This window comes from Paenibacillus sp. FA6, from assembly GCF_051550225.1.
Taxonomy (GTDB): domain Bacteria; phylum Bacillota; class Bacilli; order Paenibacillales; family Paenibacillaceae; genus Paenibacillus_AQ.
On sequence record NZ_CP188820.1, the window covers coordinates 5,881,667 to 5,898,956 of the forward strand.

Sequence of the window (17,290 nt, forward strand, 5' to 3'; positions counted from 1 at the left end):
GGTTTGAGGAGTGGAGTCTGTATTTCTAGCAAGTATTATTTTTATAGCAACATTAGTATTTGTAATTTGGCAGCCTAGAAACCTATCTATTGGTTGGTCCGCTTGCGGTGGGGCGATACTAGCATTGCTTGTTGGGGTCGTAAGCTTTAGCGATGTAGTAGATGTAACCTTAATGGTATGGAATGCTACGTTGGCCTTTGTTGCCATCATCCTAATTTCTTTAATATTGGACCGAATCGGGTTATTCGAATGGGCTGCCTTACATATGGCGAGAGCTGCACGTGGGAATGGGATTCGGATGTTCGTCTATGTGACGATCCTTGGGGCGATTGTGGCTGCATTCTTCGCTAATGACGGTGCAGCATTAATACTGACTCCAATTGTGCTAGCGATGGTGCGAGCGCTGAAATTCGATGAAAAGAAAGTGTTTCCGTTTATTATTGCCAGCGGTTTTATTGCAGATACGACTTCATTACCACTTGTTGTCAGTAATTTGGTCAATATTGTATCTGCTGATTTCTTCGGGATCACCTTTATGGAATATGCAGGACGTATGATTGTGCCGACGATTTTCTCGTTAGTTGCTAGCATCTTGGTTCTGTATTTCTTCTTCCGTAAAAGCATTCCAAAGCATTTCGATGCTACTCAGCTTAAGAATCCGGTGGATGCCATTAAAGACATGAGGATGTTTCGGTTGTCTTGGTTAGTTCTAGCTATATTACTTATTGGGTACTTTGTCAGTGGCTTTGTGAATATTCCAGTTTCATTTGTAGCAGGGATCATTGCGATCTTCTTCTTGCTTATGGCAAGAAGAAGTCCTTATGTACAGACAAAAGAAGTCATTAAAGGCGCTCCATGGGCGATTGTTTTCTTCTCCATCGGGATGTATGTTGTTGTATATGGGCTGCGAAATGCTGGACTGACCGATTTGTTGGCAGATGTCATACAGATCGTTGCTGACCAAGGTTTATTCGCAGCGACGATGGGGATGGGCTTCATTGCAGCATTTATTTCATCGGTCATGAATAACATGCCTACGGTGATGATTGATGCTCTTGCGATTGATGCAACGAACACAAGTGGTGTGATTAGGGAAGCTCTGATCTATGCGAATGTCATAGGTTCCGACTTAGGACCGAAGATTACCCCAATAGGTTCGTTGGCAACCTTGTTATGGCTTCATGTGTTGTCCACAAAGAATGTGAAGATATCCTGGGGCACGTATTTTAAAACGGGGATTATATTGACGATTCCAACACTATTTATTACTCTTTTGGGTCTGTATCTGTGGTTAAATATGATGTAATGACTGAATAAAAACTGAACGAGGACTCCACCTAAAGCTCTCAAAATTACTACGAGCCAAGGTGGAGTTTTCTAATATATAAGCATGATAAAAAGAGCGATTTCTATTAGACTAACCTAATGGAAATCGCTCAAGATACATAGTTTATGTTAAATAAATGAAAGGAATAAGTTATTGTCCATGAACGGAAAGGATAATGAATGCACTATAAAACATAGCATAAAAGAATCCAACAGAGACGAAGATAAGGAATATTTGGCTATCGCGTTTACTTTTTGGGGTGATCATATAAAGTCATCTCCTTTTTATTGAAGTGATATTTGTGAACTTTGTGTGACTTTATCTAATTATTGAACATTCTGTGACGGAAAACCAATATGTATTTTAGATCAATTGAAAGCGATATCATAATTGTTTATCAAAAATGATGAAGATTAACGGGTTAATCTATCCAAGCTAGTCCCCTTTGCTTAGCATTTAATATAAGCAGGAGGTGAGATTATGAAAAAATTAGTATCTATTAAAAAGGCAAATGCACGATTTAAAAAAGCGAGTGTCATTGCAAATAAAGCAAAGGCGACTCAAAATCTAGGAGGTGGATTTTTTCGATTCGTATTTTTCAGGACTATTACTCCTAACACTTTTTTCACATTTACCTTTAATGGAGGTAGCCTAAAGCCAGTGAATGGTGGATGGTGGATCGACAGAAATAACTCAATACCTGCTTATGCAACTGCCAATTACTCATTAAATGATAACCAATGGGTTGTTGTAGTTTTTAACCCAAGTACGGTAACAAGACAGATCGCATTTACGTTTATTGCTAAGTCATAGAATGGAAATAAATGTAATATAACAGAAAGAAGCAGTTTACCTCGGAGTGGAGGGCTGCTTCTTTCTGTTGCTAATCCATTCATAATTATTAAAAAGCCCATAAACATTTGCGACCAACAGAATACTATAGCGTATCTAAATGGGAAAAGGTGATGGATATTGGCTACTTTTTCAGCAGCACATGCAATGAAGAAAAGTAAGGCTCGTAGTATGTTAGCAAGGTCTGATGTTCAAGGTATTGGTGTAGGTTATAAGGATCCTAACCATCCTAAGAAAGGCGCTGCAGTGATCATATATACGAATAAGCTCTCGTCTACATTACTTGGACATTCTTCGACCCTAACAATGAAGACAAAGGGAAAAGTAACAACAGTTCCAGTTCGCTACGTTAAATCAGGGAAGTTAAATGCTTTTGTAGATTACAAAAAAAGAATCCGTCCCATTCCGGCTGGTTATAGTATCGGTACTACAGAGGGATCGGGCACCGTAGGTTTAATCGTTACGAATGTACCGAGTGCTAATCAACGATATATACTTAGCAATAATCATGTTTTGAATCCTACAAATTCCAGGTTGAATACTGAAACATTACAGCCAGGAGGAGCAGACGGTGGGCAGTCAGGAAGGGATGGTGTAGGTCGCTTATCAAGATATGTTCAATTAAAAAAGAATAGTAGCAATCTTATAGATGTGGCCCTATCGATTCCTATAAGAAATAGCTTGTTAAGTCCGCGTTATGCAACGGTTGGCGTCCTTCCGGGATACGTTACGACATATCGCGTAGGTGAACATTTTAAGAAGGTTGGTCGTACAACGGGGTTGGTCAAGGGGATTGTGGATTCAGTGAACACGGATGTACAAGTCGATTACGGAGAGGGTCTGGGGGTTCTCAACTTTGTCAATCAGACGGTCGTCAGAGGAAGTAATCCAGTTTCTCTACCAGGGGACTCGGGCTCTGTCTGGCTGAGAGAGGCAGATCATTATGCTGCAGCGGTGAACTTTGCAGGTACCTCTGATGGTCGTATCTCGATTGCTTTCCCTATAAATTGGGCTATGCGGATATTCGGTACCGGCGTTGCTCGCAGAGTTGGAGCAGGCAAAATAAAAAAGGTGAAGATAGTTAAATCACCACAAGCTTATGCACGCCAACTCACAACACGAGAGCTTGCAACGTTAAAGATCCTACAGGTTAGAATGAAGAAGTGAATTTAGACAGACCTAGCTGATTAAGCTAGGTCTTTTAAGTGCGATAACGACATATCTTTGAAGTCAGTTGGACAGATCGAGTGTGGGAACCTATACTAATAAGATTGCAATAAGAGGAAATCTAAAGAGGTAGTTCAAAAAGTCATCTTTTGATCACGAAGTATAGCGAGAAGCGTATTCGACATCGAATATTGAATTCAGCCGGTCCTTCCGGTGCTCACGTAGGTACTGCCTACGCTCCGCTCCTCATTCCCTTGCTTCATTCAATCTTCTCGGTGCTGAAAAGCCGACTTTTTGAACTCGCACTAAAGGGAGTCATCTGGCCATGAAGAATCTGCTCGTAACAGGTTATCGTGCACATGAACTGAATATTTTTGATCAGAAACATAAAGGTATTCCATATATACAAAAAGCTATCAATAGAAAATTGATTCCTCTTATTGAAGATGGTTTGGAATGGATTATTACACCAGGTCAATACGGAGTGGATTTATGGACATGTGAGGCAGTTATTTCTCTGAAGGAACAATATCCACACCTGAAATGTTCTATTATAACGGCATTCTTGAATCAAGAAGAGAAATGGAAGGAAGATAAGAAGGAGTACTATAATCAAATCCTTAGAAGTGTGGACTATTATGGTGCGGTGAGTAAGCAGCCTTACAGTGGGATTTGGCAGTTCACGGCAAGGGATGACTTATTATTAAGAAAAACAGACGGAATATTACTGGTGTATGATGAAGATGCGGGAGAGGGTAGCCCGAAGTTTTTTAAAGACAAAGCATTGAAGAAGCAGCAACTAGACGGATACGTATATATCAATGTCAACTCGGAAGATATTCAAAGTATAGCGGATGAATATGATGAATTTATTATTTAAGTCTGAAGGTATGTGAATTTGCGGTATAATAGATATGGAGCTTGAAAACTTGTTCTCCCCCTTTAGGGATTTGAAAGGATGAAGATATGTTAACTATTACGAATCATACTGTAAAATTAATTAAGGATCCGTTCAACATTTTGACCGGACAACGCTACGAATTTATTCTCGAGCTTGATGTGCCAGAGGATGATGAACTGTATTTCGAAGACGGATTGAATGTAAGAGTTATTTATACGGTTGATGAAAGTCGGACGGGTATCGTGAAATACGAGCTTTTGGAAAGAACTTCGGAGCGTTATGTTGAGTTCGATTTAGAAGATGATGAGATTGAAGCTGTGGATACGTATTGTAAAGAACATCTACCTGCGTAATGAATTAGGTGTTTAACGATGAATGATTCGGGCATACTACTCACAAATTGTGCCTGAGGAGGGAAAAGCATGAGTCGGAATATTCAATCCGTACCATTTGGTTATGAACCTCCAGAGGAGAAACGAAAGGGTACACTCATTTATTATGATACTTTTGAGAAAACGACGGATGGGGAATTAGATCTTGCAGTGGAAAGTATGGAGCATTATTCATTTGATAAGCTTGTGCTATATCCTTTACACGAGGAAACTGTAAGGCGGATGCTGAAGGAACCGGTAAGTGCTTTTCATAAGCGAGAGAAAAGATTATTCGAATGGAGAAACGATCGAGGTTACTCGAAAGTGGTGGTTGAAGGATGGGAAGGTAAGCGGAAGAAATACACACCGATGGATTCCGCCCTTCGGTTACTTGCGGAGAAATACAAGGCTCCATATTTTCTGTACATAACGCCTGAGACGGCTGATTTGTTCGCCTCGTTCTCATCTTTTGAAGAGTGGATCGTCAAGATTCGACTCTTATTAAGTTCGGAGCCCCAAGAATTACATCCTATGCTTGAGAAATATCAACATCGCTGGACTGTGAATAACTTTTCATAAAAGGATAAATGGTGTGAAACAGGCTGGTTATCCACATGAATGTTAGTAACTATGCGAAAAATGTTAATAACTCAAGTTAAAATGTGAGTAAATAAACATAATTGTTTATAAAATGCTAGCAACTGTGCATAACTTTATTGGAATTGTAATTTTTTTGTTGATATTCAAAAAGTCGCCCATATTTATTGCGGACGACTTTTTTCTTTCGATATTATACAGTCGATCTGCGCAACAACCAATACGATAGGATGGCATAACAGAATGTTATAGGGATCATCCAGAGAGCTATATTAAAGGCAGAGTGATGGGTCAGCCAACTCGTGATCGTGTCCCACCAAATGTAAAGGATATATCCGCTTAAGCTGAACAATAACAACATCAATACGGCCAGAATGAGCAAGCCCATACCTCCAAAACGTCGATGCATACTGGATATAAGTAATCCAATGAAATACATATTCATTATCATAATGAAATAAATACAAAACTGTTCAAATATCGTACCGTCATTTAAGTATGGCATGTCGAAGAAATGTAGACTTCCGCCCCAATGATCGGTTACTCTTTCAAGTTGTGAAGATATACATAACAGGAATGCCATAGTTGCACTTACGATAGTAGACATCGCTGTTGTACCTAAGAAGAAATCCCTTCTAGTAATACTTAAGCCAAGCGCGAAGGGAAAGGTTTGAGGCAAGGTGATTGTACCCATCACAAACATGTAAATAAAGATGGATATAATTCCACCCGTATAAATAGTAGTCCCAATATTCGGAAGAAGACTTACAAGAAGATTAATAGTAAAGCTGAAGAGTAAAACAAGTAATGGAACATAAAACCACATATTTTTATCTCTGGAATGCATTTTTAATACACTCATAGCTCGACTCATGGGAATATCACCGACTTATCTTCTAATCTACTATTCGTCAAATAAATAATAAGTTGCTGTAAAGAGACGGTGCTGAGTTCCAATCCAAGAGTAGCTGCTTGTTGTCGGTCTCCGCCACTCAGTCTTGCCATGATAGTAGCTGACAACAACCCACCAAATGGCTTACGATCAATGACGTTTCGTCTAGCCACAAAGTTCTCTACAGATGTAGTTGGACCTACAACAGTAAATGCCAGTCCGCGAAGCTCATCAGCATCTTCGTCAATAATGATCCTACCATTATCAATAACCATCACATGTTCTAATATCTGGCTTACCTCATCAATAAGATGGGTAGATAAGATAACGGTTCTAGGATATTTACTGTAATCCTCCAAGAGTTGTTCGTAAAATAAGCTTCTTGAAACGGCATCTAGTCCTAAATAGGGTTCGTCAAAGATGGTAAGGGGTGCTCGACTGGCTAGACCGATAACAATTCCTACGGAGGAGAGCATTCCCCTAGATAATTTCTTCATTCTCCGTTTCAGAGGAAGGCGAAATAGTTCAATTAAAGAGTAAGCATACTCGCGGTCCCAATTGGGAAAGAAGGACGAAGAGACCTCGAGTACGTCAATAATACGGTAACTGTCTGGATACCTTTGGCTTTCCTTGATGAAGCAACATTGGCTGAGTACCTGGTTATTCTCATATGGATTCTCCCCGAAAACCTGTAGCTCCCCACTCGAAGCAAATTGTTGTGCCGTGATTAAATGCATAATGGTCGTTTTACCAGCTCCGTTTCGTCCGAGAAGTCCATATATTTTGTTCGATTCTATGGAGAAGCTGACATCTTGGATCGCGTGTACTTTTCCATATGATTTTGTAAGTCCTTTGACTTTGACTACGGTACTCATTATGAGTTATCCCCTCTCAGAATCATGTCTGTCAATTGCTCTGTTGTAATTCCTAACTTCTCCGCCTCGCGAATCATAGTCACTACATACTGTTCGAAAAACTGCTCTTTACGCTTCTCCATCAATTTCACCCGCGACCCAGAAGCTACAAACATACCAATTCCCCGTTTCTTATACAGAATTTCTTGGTCCACCAACAGATTTACACCTTTTGCAGCTGTTGCAGGATTAATAAGATAGAAGGACGCGAATTGATTGGTCGAGGGGACCTGCGATTCTTCAGGCAATTCCCCTTGAATGATGTCATTTTCAATTCGTTCGGCAATCTGCATGTAAATCGGTCGGCCATCATCTATTAAGAATCCCATTGCATCACAACCTCCAGATTGTTCACCCCTAGACACAGGTTAGTTACTTATGTAATTAACCGTACAACCAGATAACGCTGTTGTCAATATGAAGAGGTAATAGAATAAAATTAAGTTTACAAATCTTTAAGTTATCTTTATAATTACAGCATACGGTTTATTATATTGTTGTACGGATTCATGGAGGAGCCTGTCACCAAGGGCTCCTCCTGTTTTTTTTGAGGAGCCAAGCTAAGTTGGCTCCTCTTTTTCATGGTGAATACGATTTTTATAAGAACCGACCATGGAGGGTAGATTAGATAGAGATAATTAGAAAAGGGAGATGAACTATGGAATTTTTTTTATATCTTGTACTTATTTTGTTGTTCACTAAAGTTGCGGGAGATATTTCGGTCCGTCTAGGACAGCCTTCGGTACTGGGTAAATTGATTGTCGGAATTATTTTGGGTCCAGCGGTATTAGGTTGGATTCCGGATGATAGTAGCTTTATTCATGAAATGTCGGAAATTGGTGTGTTATTGCTTATGTTTATAGCGGGTCTAGAGACAGACTTAGATCAACTGAAGAGTAATTGGAAGTCAGCGATTGCTGTTGCTGTAGGGGGAATTATCCTCCCATTTATAGGAGGGTTTGGTATTGCAGAACTCTTCGGTTTCTCGAACAGCGCGGCTCTTTTTATGGGTGTTATTATGAGCGCAACGTCAGTTAGTATTTCCGCTCAAGTATTAAAAGATTTAAATAAATTAGATTCACGTGAAGGTACAACCATTCTGGGGGCTGCAGTTGCCGATGATGTTCTTGTCGTTATTCTGCTTGCTGTGTTGATGAGTTTAATCGGAACAGGAGAAAGCGTGAATTTAGGATTATTGATTGGTAAGCAAGTGGTGTTCTTTATCGTTATTTTTGTTGCAGGGTGGTTGCTTGTACCGAGAATGATGGGTCTATTCTCCAAACTTAAAGTAACGGAAGCAACGGTGACGACTGCTTTAATTATTTGCTTTAGCTTTGCGTATTTTGCAGATAAGATGGGAATGGCTGGTATTATAGGTTCATTTGCTGCAGGGATAGCTATATCACAAACATCGTTTAAACACGTTGTGGAGCGAAAGATTGAACCTATCGCCTATTCCATATTTGTTCCAGTCTTTTTTGTGAGTATTGGTCTCAGTGTATCCTTTGAGGGCGTGGGACAACAAATAGGATTTCTCCTTCTACTCTTAGTCGTTGCTATTACGAGCAAATGGTTGGGTGGTGGAATTGGAGCGCGACTCACAGGATTCAATACCCATTCTTCGCTTGCCATTGGTGCAGGAATGATCTCCAGAGGAGAAGTGGCACTAATTATCGCAGCTACAGGTCTACAAACGGGGTTGTTGCTTCCGGAATATTTCACATCGGTGATCATCGTGGTCATCCTAACTACGTTAGTGACTCCACCACTATTAAAGTACTTTTTCCACGAGCCAACCATTGTCAAAGAAAAAGCTAACTAACTCATCCCTTTGCGACCACGATAGTTACGGTTACATCATCCTTAGACAGCTGTTCTATGAGCAGTTAAACATATTAATTCTTTCATTAAGGACGCCGATAGGCGTCCTTCTTAGCGTTTATAGTCTGTCTCTCCCATTTAAACTTTTCTCTTTTTACAATTAGATGATGTATCTAACAACAATAAAAACTATAATAAAATAAAGTAAAACTCAATTAGAGGAGGAAATAACGATGAAGAAGATCATTAACTTTGCACATCGAGGTGCATCTGCAGTGTGTCCTGAGAATACGATGTCAGCATTTATCAAAAGTCTCGAATTAGGTGCAACAGGAATTGAAACAGATGTTCAGATGACGAAGGACAGCCAACTTGTCTTGATCCATGATGAAGCCATCAACCGGACCACTAATGGAAAGGGCTTTGTGAAAGACATGACGCTTGAAGAAATATCTGTGCAGGATGCCGGTTCTTGGTTTGGAGAAGCATTTAAGGGGGAACACATTCCTACATTAGAAGAGTTATTGGACCTTCTTCGTGAGCGGGATACGATACTGAATATCGAGTTGAAGAATGGCATATTTATGTATCCGGGAATGGAAGAGAAAGTCATTCACCTTGTAAGGGAATTTGGAATGACTGGGCGAGTGGTGATATCTAGCTTTAATCATTACTCCTTAGCTTACTGTAAGTCGATTGCTCCAGAGATCCGCACAGGGATCTTGTATATGGAAGGATTGTATCGCCCATGGGATTATGCTTCGACCGTAGGTGCGGATGCGCTTCATGCGAATCACTATGCTGTATTGCCAGAGTTTGTAGCAGAAGCGACTAAACATGGTAAAGATTATCATCCTTTTACAGTGAATACGATCGATCGAATGAAGGCACTAATTGAAGCAGGCGTGTCAGGTATTATAACAGATTATCCTGATCAATTAGCTGAATTATTGGCGAATAGAGGAGTGTGAGTGTGTGAAAAGAACATGGTTGTTGGGTTTTGGATTTTTCAGTATTAGCATTACATGGGCATTATATAATGCATTCGTTCCCTTGTTTTTGGAGCACTACGTACAAAGCATAGCAGTTGTAGGCTTTTTGATGACGATTGACAATTATTTTGCGCTCTTTCTACAACCATGGATAGGGAATCGAAGTGACCGTACTAGAACCCGATATGGTCGAAGAATCCCCTTTTTGCTAATTGGAATGCCATTTGCAGCGATCTTTACAGCCATTATTCCTTTTCATACAGGGCTATTCACCCTTCTATTGTTCATGATTCTGATGAACCTATCCATGAGTTTGTATCGATCTCCGACCGTTGCATTAATGCCAGATATTACACCGGAGAATGGACGTACGAAAGCTAATGGAATTATCAATTTCATGGGTGGGGTAGGTTCTATTATTGCATTTGGTGTGGGTTCCATGTTGTATAATGTTCATCAGTCAGCACCATTCATTGCTGCGTCGATAGTAACTCTTATTTGTCTTCTGGTCGTCTCTCGATCGATTAAGGAAGAGAGAGATGGAGTCAACTTACAAACTGAAACCTCGATAGTTAATAAGAAACCCCGCATTTCATTGAAAAGTCAGCTCGACCGTACAACGGTATTTTTACTTACGGCTATTTTCTTCTGGTTCGTCGCTTACCAAGGTGTTGAAACGTTATTTACGCTCTATGGTAAAAACCATCTGGGACTGAGTGAGGGGGATGCTGTATTTTCTCTTGCCTTTTTCTCAGTAGCCTTCGTTCTCTTTGCGATTCCAAGTGGATTTATGGGCAAGCGATTCGGAAAGAAGAAGATGATCGTTATAGGGATATGTGGTTTGTTCGTAGTGTTCGCTCTGGTTACCTTCGTCAAAGATTTACTGATGCTTCGCGTTGTATTGCTTATTGGGGGGATGTTCTGGGCATGTATTAATATCAACTCTTACCCATTTATTATTTCAACAGGTAAGGAAGAGAGTATTGGTACACGAACAGGATTGTATTATCTAGTATCCTCATTAGCTGCGATATCATCACCACCTCTATTGGGTCAGATGATCGATAGCTTTGGGTATTCCATATTGTTCTATTGTGCATCGGCGAGTATGCTAGTGGCGTTGGCATTTATGCTTATGGTTAGACAAGGAAATGAGCCTTTGGATATAGCGGATCGAGGAATTTCGAACTAGGTAAATCCTTCTGTTTACCTATTTATAAATTATTCTCTGTAAGGGGATTGGAATAAGTTGAATTTGACGTTATAATCTATAAATGGAACAATCATTCTTGCGTATTTTCTATTGACCACGAGAAGGAGAGAATAATAATGTTGACGAAGGTACTTATATTTGGGCATAAGAATCCAGACACAGATACGATTTGCTCTGCTATTGCTTATGCTGAACTAAAGAATGCACTAGGTGTGAATGCAGAGCCCGTGCGATTGGGTAATGTTAGTGGGGAAACACAATATGCACTGGACTATTTCAAAGTCGAGGCACCTCGTCTAGTAGAGACGGTATCTAATGAAGTAGAAGAAGTTATATTAGTAGATCATAACGAACGTCAGCAAAGCGCGAGTGATATTGATAAGGTTCGTGTTGTTGAAGTTATTGACCATCATCGTATTGCGAATTTCGAAACAAGTCATCCTTTATATTACCGCGCTGAACCTGTTGGATGTACAGCGACTATTTTAAATAAAATATATAAGGAAAAGGGAGTAGCTATTCGTAAGGAAATCGCAGGATTAATGTTATCCGCTATTATTTCAGACTCCCTGCTCCTGAAATCACCAACTTGTACGGATGAAGATGTGGCTGCAGCTAAGGAATTAGCTGAAATTGCTGGTGTTAACTTGGATAGCTACGGACTAGAGATGCTAAAGGCTGGTGCCGATCTTAGTGATAAGACGATCAATGAACTGATCTCTCTTGATGCGAAAGAATTCCAAATGGGCGACTACAAAGTGGAGATTGCTCAAGTAAATGCTGTGGATATCAATGATGTATTGGGTCGTCAGGCTGAATTGGAAGATGCGTTGTCTGGTGTTATAGCCGATAAGGGATTGGATCTATTCGTATTCGTAGTGACCGACATTCTCAATAACGATTCCGTTGCCCTAGCACTTGGAAAAGTAACGAATGCGGTTGAACAAGCGTACAATGTCCAATTAGTTGACAATAAAGTTCTGCTAAAAGGTGTTGTATCACGTAAATCACAAATCGTACCTGTGTTAACTGAGACACTTAAAAAACTATAATTCCTTTTAAAAAAAGCGTAGTCATAGCCGAGTTTTGGCTTGATTGCGCATTTTTGTTGATGGCGGAAAGGGGGATGTAGCCCATATCCATCCCTTCGCACCCACGATAGTCACTTTCTCATAATGTTTAGATAGTTTGCAAAAGAATAAATAAACGTTAAAATAAAGAATAGAATATATCTCCTAGGAGGAATAACAATATGGAAAGAATTCAAACAGAAGAACAGTACCGTCAACTGACACAGAGTGATGAGTGGACTGTCATTAAATATGATGCGACGTGGTGCCCAGATTGCAAAACGTTGGATAAGTTTATGGATGGAATTATTGATAAGAATCCCGACAAACGTTTCTACGCGTTGGATGTTGAACAATTATCCAATATTTCCGAAGAGAATGATGTACGTGGAATTCCAAGCTTATTAGTGTATCGAAATGGGGAGAAAGTAGCGCATCTACATAGTAAATTCGCTAAGACTCCTGCTCAGATCACGGAATACTTAGATTCGATTAAGTAGGATCATGTCTTCTACTGTTTCGAATAGTAACGATACCCTCCATCAAATAGCAATTTGATGGGAGGGTATTTCTGCTTGTAGAGATGGTAATGCCTAACTGGATTTCAGCTGTGCTATGATGAAGATGAATGGAGATGAGGTGAACACAATGTGGGGATTTTTCCTCCGGAAAACGAATAATATTCAGATCAAGAATAAGCTGATATATTCTTATATTATTGTAGTGATGATTCCTGTTATTATTATCGGTGCTATTGTCATCGGATATTTTCGTCAGATGGCACTAGATAGCGCGATTGCCCAAATGTCTAATAACGTAGATAAGGTTCGTAATCAGATGGCGAATATACTGAAAGTACCCATTGATATATCAAATAAACTCTACTTAGATGGAGATTTGCAGTTGATTGTGAATACTAGATACAAGAGCAACATAGAATTATTTCATGCTTATCAAGGATACAAGGAATTCGAAAAGCTAAGGGCGCTCTACACAGAGATCACTGGTATTCGATTCTATCATAATAATGAAACGATGAGTGATAATCTAGATTTCACCCGAATTAATCAGCCCATAAGTAAAACACAATGGTATAAGACAGTCGGTAATAGTAATGGGATTGGGTGGTTTTACTTGGAAGGTATAGATGCATCATCAGAGAAGAGATTGAGTTTGGTTCGACGTATTAGGTTTAGTGAGTATCCAACACAAGGAGTTCTTGTTATTTCACTGAATCAGACGTTGTTAAATTCCATTCTTAGTAATGAACCGTATGAGACGATGATAGCGGATGACAGCGGATTTATTGTAGCAGCGAAGAACCCAGAATTAGTAGGCAAGACTCTTACAGAGCTTGATTTGAACTTTGATATGAAACTTGCGGCAAAGAATATATTAGACACTAATGTCAATGGTGTCCCATCTCATGTAGTTATAAGTAAATTAACGTTAGAATCAAGTCGGAATGGTCTTAATATCGTCTCTGTATTCACTAATGAGAGCATTACCAAAGACTCACAAAAGATTGGTTGGATTGGCTTGATGCTGATTTTACTAGTATTAGCACTTGCGCTTGGTCTCGTATATGTTGTATCTCGGCTCATATCGAGTAGACTACTCCATCTGAGTAGACAGCTTAACAAAGTAGCCAGAGGAGATTTCTCCGTAAGCTCTGCTATAGATGGTAATGATGAGATTGCTCAGCTATCACGACAATTTAATTATATGGTTCATAGCATTAACGATTTAATGAACAAGGTCTATGAGACGAATGAGAAGAACAATAAACTGGAGATTGCCCAAAAAGAGATAAAACTCAAAATGATGGCTAGTCAAATAAATCCCCATTTCCTATTTAATGCACTAGAATCTATTCGAATGAAGGCGCATATTAAAGGGGAAAAGGAAATTTCTTATATTGTTCGATTATTAGGTAAGCTGATGCGTAAAAACTTAGAAGTAGGTAGCGGAAGAACGACACTGAGAGAGGAAATGGAAATGGTCCGATCCTATTTAGAAATTCAAAAGTTCAGGTATGAAGACCGCTTGAATTTCGAATTAATGATGGAACCGGACTCTATGAATGTGAGTATTTTACCACTTATTGTGCAACCTCTCGTTGAGAACGGGATTATTCATGGACTTGAAAATAAAGAAGTAGATGGGATACTGATTGTGAAAAGTTGGGTAATGAATAATGAATTGAATGTCGAAGTCGCGGATAATGGTAGCGGAATCTCACCTGATCATCTTCAGAGTATTGTAGCTTCCTTAGAAGTGGATGAGGTAGAAGGAGCCCGAATAGGACTTCGAAATATTCATCAAAGGCTTAAACTATATTATGGGGAACAGTACGGGCTAAACATTACTAGCGAGGTGGAAAAGGGTACGACCATACATTTTAGAATACCGATAGGAGGGGACAGCCATGTTTAATGTATTGATTGTAGATGATGAGCCTTCCATTCGTGAGGGACTAAAGACGATCATAGAGTGGGAAAAGTATGGGTTTAAGGTGATCGATACCGCTGCTAATGGGAGGGACGCGTTGTTGAAGTTCAATCAACTTCGCCCTGATTTAACCATCATTGATATCCGTATGCCAGGAATGACTGGACTTGAAGTGATAGAGCAAGTCCGTCTGGAGCATGGTGAAGGACGATTCTTAATTCTCAGTGGTTATGCTGATTTTGATTATGCAAAAAGAGCAATTAGTTACAGTGTGGATGCTTATTTACTGAAACCTGTGGATGAAGATGAGTTGATTGAAGAATTGCAGCGAATACATATCTCATTATCCAAACAGGTGGAGCTGAAACTACGGAATGCTGAGGAGGATCACTACTATCGAGCTCATATGGTGGAGGAGTTCCTGTTCCATGACAGTGAGCATGGAAACATAGAGAGTGTCGTGAATTTAGGACTTTCCTGGAATAGTTATCAAATCATTTTGATTGAAGTACACGGACAGGCTATAGGTGAATCTCTATATATAAATGCCCTCAAGGGAAGACTAATTGAACATTTTGATGAAACTGAACATGGAATTGTTTTTTCGGCGGGATCTAATCTAGGTATATTATTAACTGATGTTATCGATAGAGAGGATCAAGCTATTAGATTGTACGCAGAACTTTCTGAGATGATGGAGGAGTGTAATGGGCTTGTCTACGCCGCTGCTGGCCCAATGGTCAAGGAAATAGGAGAAATAGGAATATCATATAGTGGTGCAACGGAGTTACTCCAACATCGATTCCTGTTTGAGCACAAACGTATAATGACGACTGATGATCTTCAGACCATGATTAGTCATTTCGGTAATAAGCCTGATGTAAGCCAAAGTGACGAGATTGAATTATCCGATAAGCTCTACTACGCCTTGGATATTGGAAGTAAAGACGCCTTATGGCGAGTAATGGAAGAGATAGAACAACGAATTGTGAGTATAGGACGTTCGGAACAGTCGATGAAATCCTTGTACGCTCAGATCTTCGCCAGTGCGATAAATAAGCTTTCTAATAGTAAAACTGAGAGGAATCCTATATTACAACAATACTCATCATTCATTACAGAGGTGTACCAACAAGTCACTCTGAAGGATTTAAGACAGCTGACGATCGATCATCTGAGTAGATTAGTCGAAGGATTAGGTGGCATGAGCAAGGATACCGTATTGAAACAAATGATTGATTTCATTCAACGGAACTATAATGAGAATTTGAAGCTAGAGCTTTTAGCAGAAGTATTTAATTATAATAGCGCGTATCTAGGGAAACTATTCAAAAACTATACGGGCGAACAGTTTAATACATTTCTGGATAAGGTCCGTATTGAAAAAGCGAAGGATTTACTTTTAGAAGGTTTCATGGTTCATCAAGTGGCTTCTCGTGTAGGTTATGCAAATGTGGATTATTTCCACAGTAAGTTTAAAAGATATGTAGGGATCTCTCCGTCTTCTTACCGAGTTATGGAAAAAGATTAGCACATAAAATGAAGAAATATGTCGAATAATGTAACGAAAAATGACCTGTTTACATAAAAACGGGTCATTTTTCATGGTTTTCAAGAGGAATTCTTAACTGATAGCTAATTATTATATGACTTTGTATAAAAATGATTGGGTATGATGCTCATATTGAATCAAGTAATATAGGATATATCAAATAGAGGAGGGGTCCTTAAGATGGAAACGCTAACAACCAGCGACAATTCTCCCGAAAGTAATGACGGAGCCTCGCGAGCTCCAAGAAAGAAAAAAGGGCTGTGGAATTCGCTTGTAAAACAAAAATATTTATACTTAATGTCTTTACCATTTGTAATTTGGGTTTTTGTATTTAGTTATTTGCCTATATGGGGATGGACGATGGCTTTTCAAAACTATAAACCAGCTCGCTCATTCTCTGAACAGAAATGGGTAGGGTTTGATCATTTCGTTGAGTTATTCTCTGACGAGCGCTTCTATCTGGTGATGAGGAATACATTAGCCATGAGCTTAATGGGATTAGTATTTGGGTTCGTAGTTCCCATTATATTTGCACTTTTGCTAAATGAACTTCGTGCTGTGATGTTTAAGAAATTTGTTCAGACCATTTCTTACTTGCCTCACTTTGTATCATGGGTAGTTGTGGCCGGTATTATTACGAAGGTGCTATCCACAGATGCTGGTGCTGTAAACCAGCTGTTAATGCTTCTTCATATTATTGATGAGCCTATACAGTTCATGGCTAAAGGGAATCTATTCTGGTACATTGTTACCATTTCAGATATATGGAAAGAAACCGGTTGGAATACAATTATTTACCTAGCAGCGATTACCGGGATTGACTTGGAACTTTATGAGGCGTCACGTGTGGATGGTGCTAGTCGATTTAAACAAATGTGGCATATTACGTTGCCTGGAATTCGTACAACTATCTCGGTCCTACTCATTATGTCTATTGGTCACTTGATTAGTATTGGATTTGAGAAACAATTCCTGCTCGGGAATAGCCTAACTACGGATTATCATGAAGTGCTTGATTTGTACGCACTGAATTATGGTCTCAATATGGGCAGGTTCTCATACGGTACTGCCATTGGGATATTCAACTCTGTTGTGAGTGTTATTTTACTCTTTACAGCTAATGGTCTTTTCAAAAAAATCACTAAAGAAAGCATAATGTAGGAGGAGGGG

At 39.5% G+C, this 17,290-nt stretch carries 17 protein-coding genes; 14 read left to right on the top strand and 3 right to left on the bottom strand.

Features of this window, described 5'->3' with window-relative positions; all coding sequences use genetic code 11:
• Positions 1-10: 10 nt before the first annotated feature.
• The 6 genes from ACP8HI_RS26495 (at position 11) to ACP8HI_RS26520 (ending at position 5,197) form a co-directional block, all read left to right on the top strand.
• Complete coding sequence (locus tag ACP8HI_RS26495) at positions 11-1,306, top strand: arsenic transporter (RefSeq protein WP_438349052.1); 1,296 nt, start codon at positions 11-13, stop codon at positions 1,304-1,306.
• 501 nt (positions 1,307-1,807) lie between these two features.
• Positions 1,808-2,140 carry a hypothetical protein gene (locus ACP8HI_RS26500; protein ID WP_438349053.1) on the top strand — a complete coding sequence of 111 codons (333 nt, stop codon included), beginning with the start codon at positions 1,808-1,810 and terminating at the stop codon, positions 2,138-2,140.
• A 156-nt stretch (positions 2,141-2,296) separates the two neighbouring features.
• On the top strand, positions 2,297-3,346 hold the full coding sequence (locus ACP8HI_RS26505; protein WP_438352005.1) for a hypothetical protein: 1,050 nt from the start codon (positions 2,297-2,299) through the stop codon (positions 3,344-3,346).
• Positions 3,347-3,671: 325 nt separating this feature from the next.
• Positions 3,672-4,226, top strand: coding sequence for a DUF1273 domain-containing protein (locus ACP8HI_RS26510; RefSeq protein ID WP_438349054.1), 555 nt, complete (start codon positions 3,672-3,674; stop codon positions 4,224-4,226).
• 86 nt (positions 4,227-4,312) lie between these two features.
• Complete coding sequence (locus tag ACP8HI_RS26515; protein WP_438349055.1) at positions 4,313-4,600, top strand: DUF6509 family protein; 288 nt, start codon at positions 4,313-4,315, stop codon at positions 4,598-4,600.
• A gap of 69 nt (positions 4,601-4,669) precedes the next feature.
• The gene (locus ACP8HI_RS26520) at positions 4,670-5,197 is read left to right on the top strand and encodes a hypothetical protein (protein ID WP_438349056.1); all 528 of its coding nucleotides are present in this window, start codon (positions 4,670-4,672) and stop codon (positions 5,195-5,197) included.
• A 211-nt stretch (positions 5,198-5,408) separates the two neighbouring features.
• Here ACP8HI_RS26520 and ACP8HI_RS26525 read toward each other — a convergent pair whose 3' ends face one another.
• The 3 genes from ACP8HI_RS26525 to ACP8HI_RS26535 are packed head-to-tail and all read right to left on the bottom strand — an operon-like array spanning position 5,409 to position 7,350.
• On the bottom strand, positions 5,409-6,077 hold the full coding sequence (locus ACP8HI_RS26525; protein WP_438349057.1) for a hypothetical protein: 669 nt from the start codon (positions 6,075-6,077) through the stop codon (positions 5,409-5,411).
• Between the two features lie 8 nt (positions 6,078-6,085).
• On the bottom strand, positions 6,086-6,982 hold the full coding sequence (locus tag ACP8HI_RS26530) for an ABC transporter ATP-binding protein (RefSeq protein ID WP_438349058.1): 897 nt from the start codon (positions 6,980-6,982) through the stop codon (positions 6,086-6,088).
• On the bottom strand, positions 6,982-7,350 hold the full coding sequence (locus ACP8HI_RS26535) for a GntR family transcriptional regulator (RefSeq protein ID WP_438349059.1): 369 nt from the start codon (positions 7,348-7,350) through the stop codon (positions 6,982-6,984). Before ACP8HI_RS26535 ends, ACP8HI_RS26530 begins: the two co-directional genes overlap by 1 nt.
• Before the next feature lie 329 nt (positions 7,351-7,679).
• Between ACP8HI_RS26535 and ACP8HI_RS26540 the strand changes: the two genes are divergently transcribed.
• From ACP8HI_RS26540 to ACP8HI_RS26575, 8 genes are all read left to right on the top strand, one after another.
• Entirely contained in the window at positions 7,680-8,843 is a 1,164-nt protein-coding gene (locus tag ACP8HI_RS26540; RefSeq protein ID WP_438349060.1) for a cation:proton antiporter, read from the top strand.
• A gap of 232 nt (positions 8,844-9,075) precedes the next feature.
• Positions 9,076-9,813, top strand: coding sequence for a glycerophosphodiester phosphodiesterase (locus ACP8HI_RS26545; RefSeq protein WP_438349061.1), 738 nt, complete (start codon positions 9,076-9,078; stop codon positions 9,811-9,813).
• Between the two features lie 4 nt (positions 9,814-9,817).
• Positions 9,818-11,026 (top strand): SLC45 family MFS transporter, encoded by a 1,209-nt coding sequence (locus ACP8HI_RS26550; RefSeq protein ID WP_438349062.1) that lies wholly within the window; start codon positions 9,818-9,820, stop codon positions 11,024-11,026.
• A 140-nt stretch (positions 11,027-11,166) separates the two neighbouring features.
• Positions 11,167-12,099 (top strand): manganese-dependent inorganic pyrophosphatase, encoded by a 933-nt coding sequence (locus ACP8HI_RS26555; protein ID WP_438352006.1) that lies wholly within the window; start codon positions 11,167-11,169, stop codon positions 12,097-12,099.
• A gap of 200 nt (positions 12,100-12,299) precedes the next feature.
• Positions 12,300-12,617: a thioredoxin family protein gene (locus ACP8HI_RS26560; RefSeq protein ID WP_438349063.1), complete on the top strand. Its 318-nt coding sequence runs from the start codon at positions 12,300-12,302 to the stop codon at positions 12,615-12,617.
• Positions 12,618-12,732: 115 nt separating this feature from the next.
• Entirely contained in the window at positions 12,733-14,553 is a 1,821-nt protein-coding gene (locus ACP8HI_RS26565; protein WP_438349064.1) for a cache domain-containing sensor histidine kinase, read from the top strand.
• The gene (locus tag ACP8HI_RS26570) at positions 14,546-16,099 is read left to right on the top strand and encodes a response regulator transcription factor (protein ID WP_438349065.1); all 1,554 of its coding nucleotides are present in this window, start codon (positions 14,546-14,548) and stop codon (positions 16,097-16,099) included. The genes ACP8HI_RS26565 and ACP8HI_RS26570 overlap by 8 nt, the downstream gene beginning before the upstream one ends.
• A gap of 201 nt (positions 16,100-16,300) precedes the next feature.
• Positions 16,301-17,281, top strand: a complete 981-nt coding sequence (locus tag ACP8HI_RS26575) for an ABC transporter permease (protein WP_438349066.1) — start codon at positions 16,301-16,303, stop codon at positions 17,279-17,281.
• Positions 17,282-17,290: the final 9 nt, after the last annotated feature.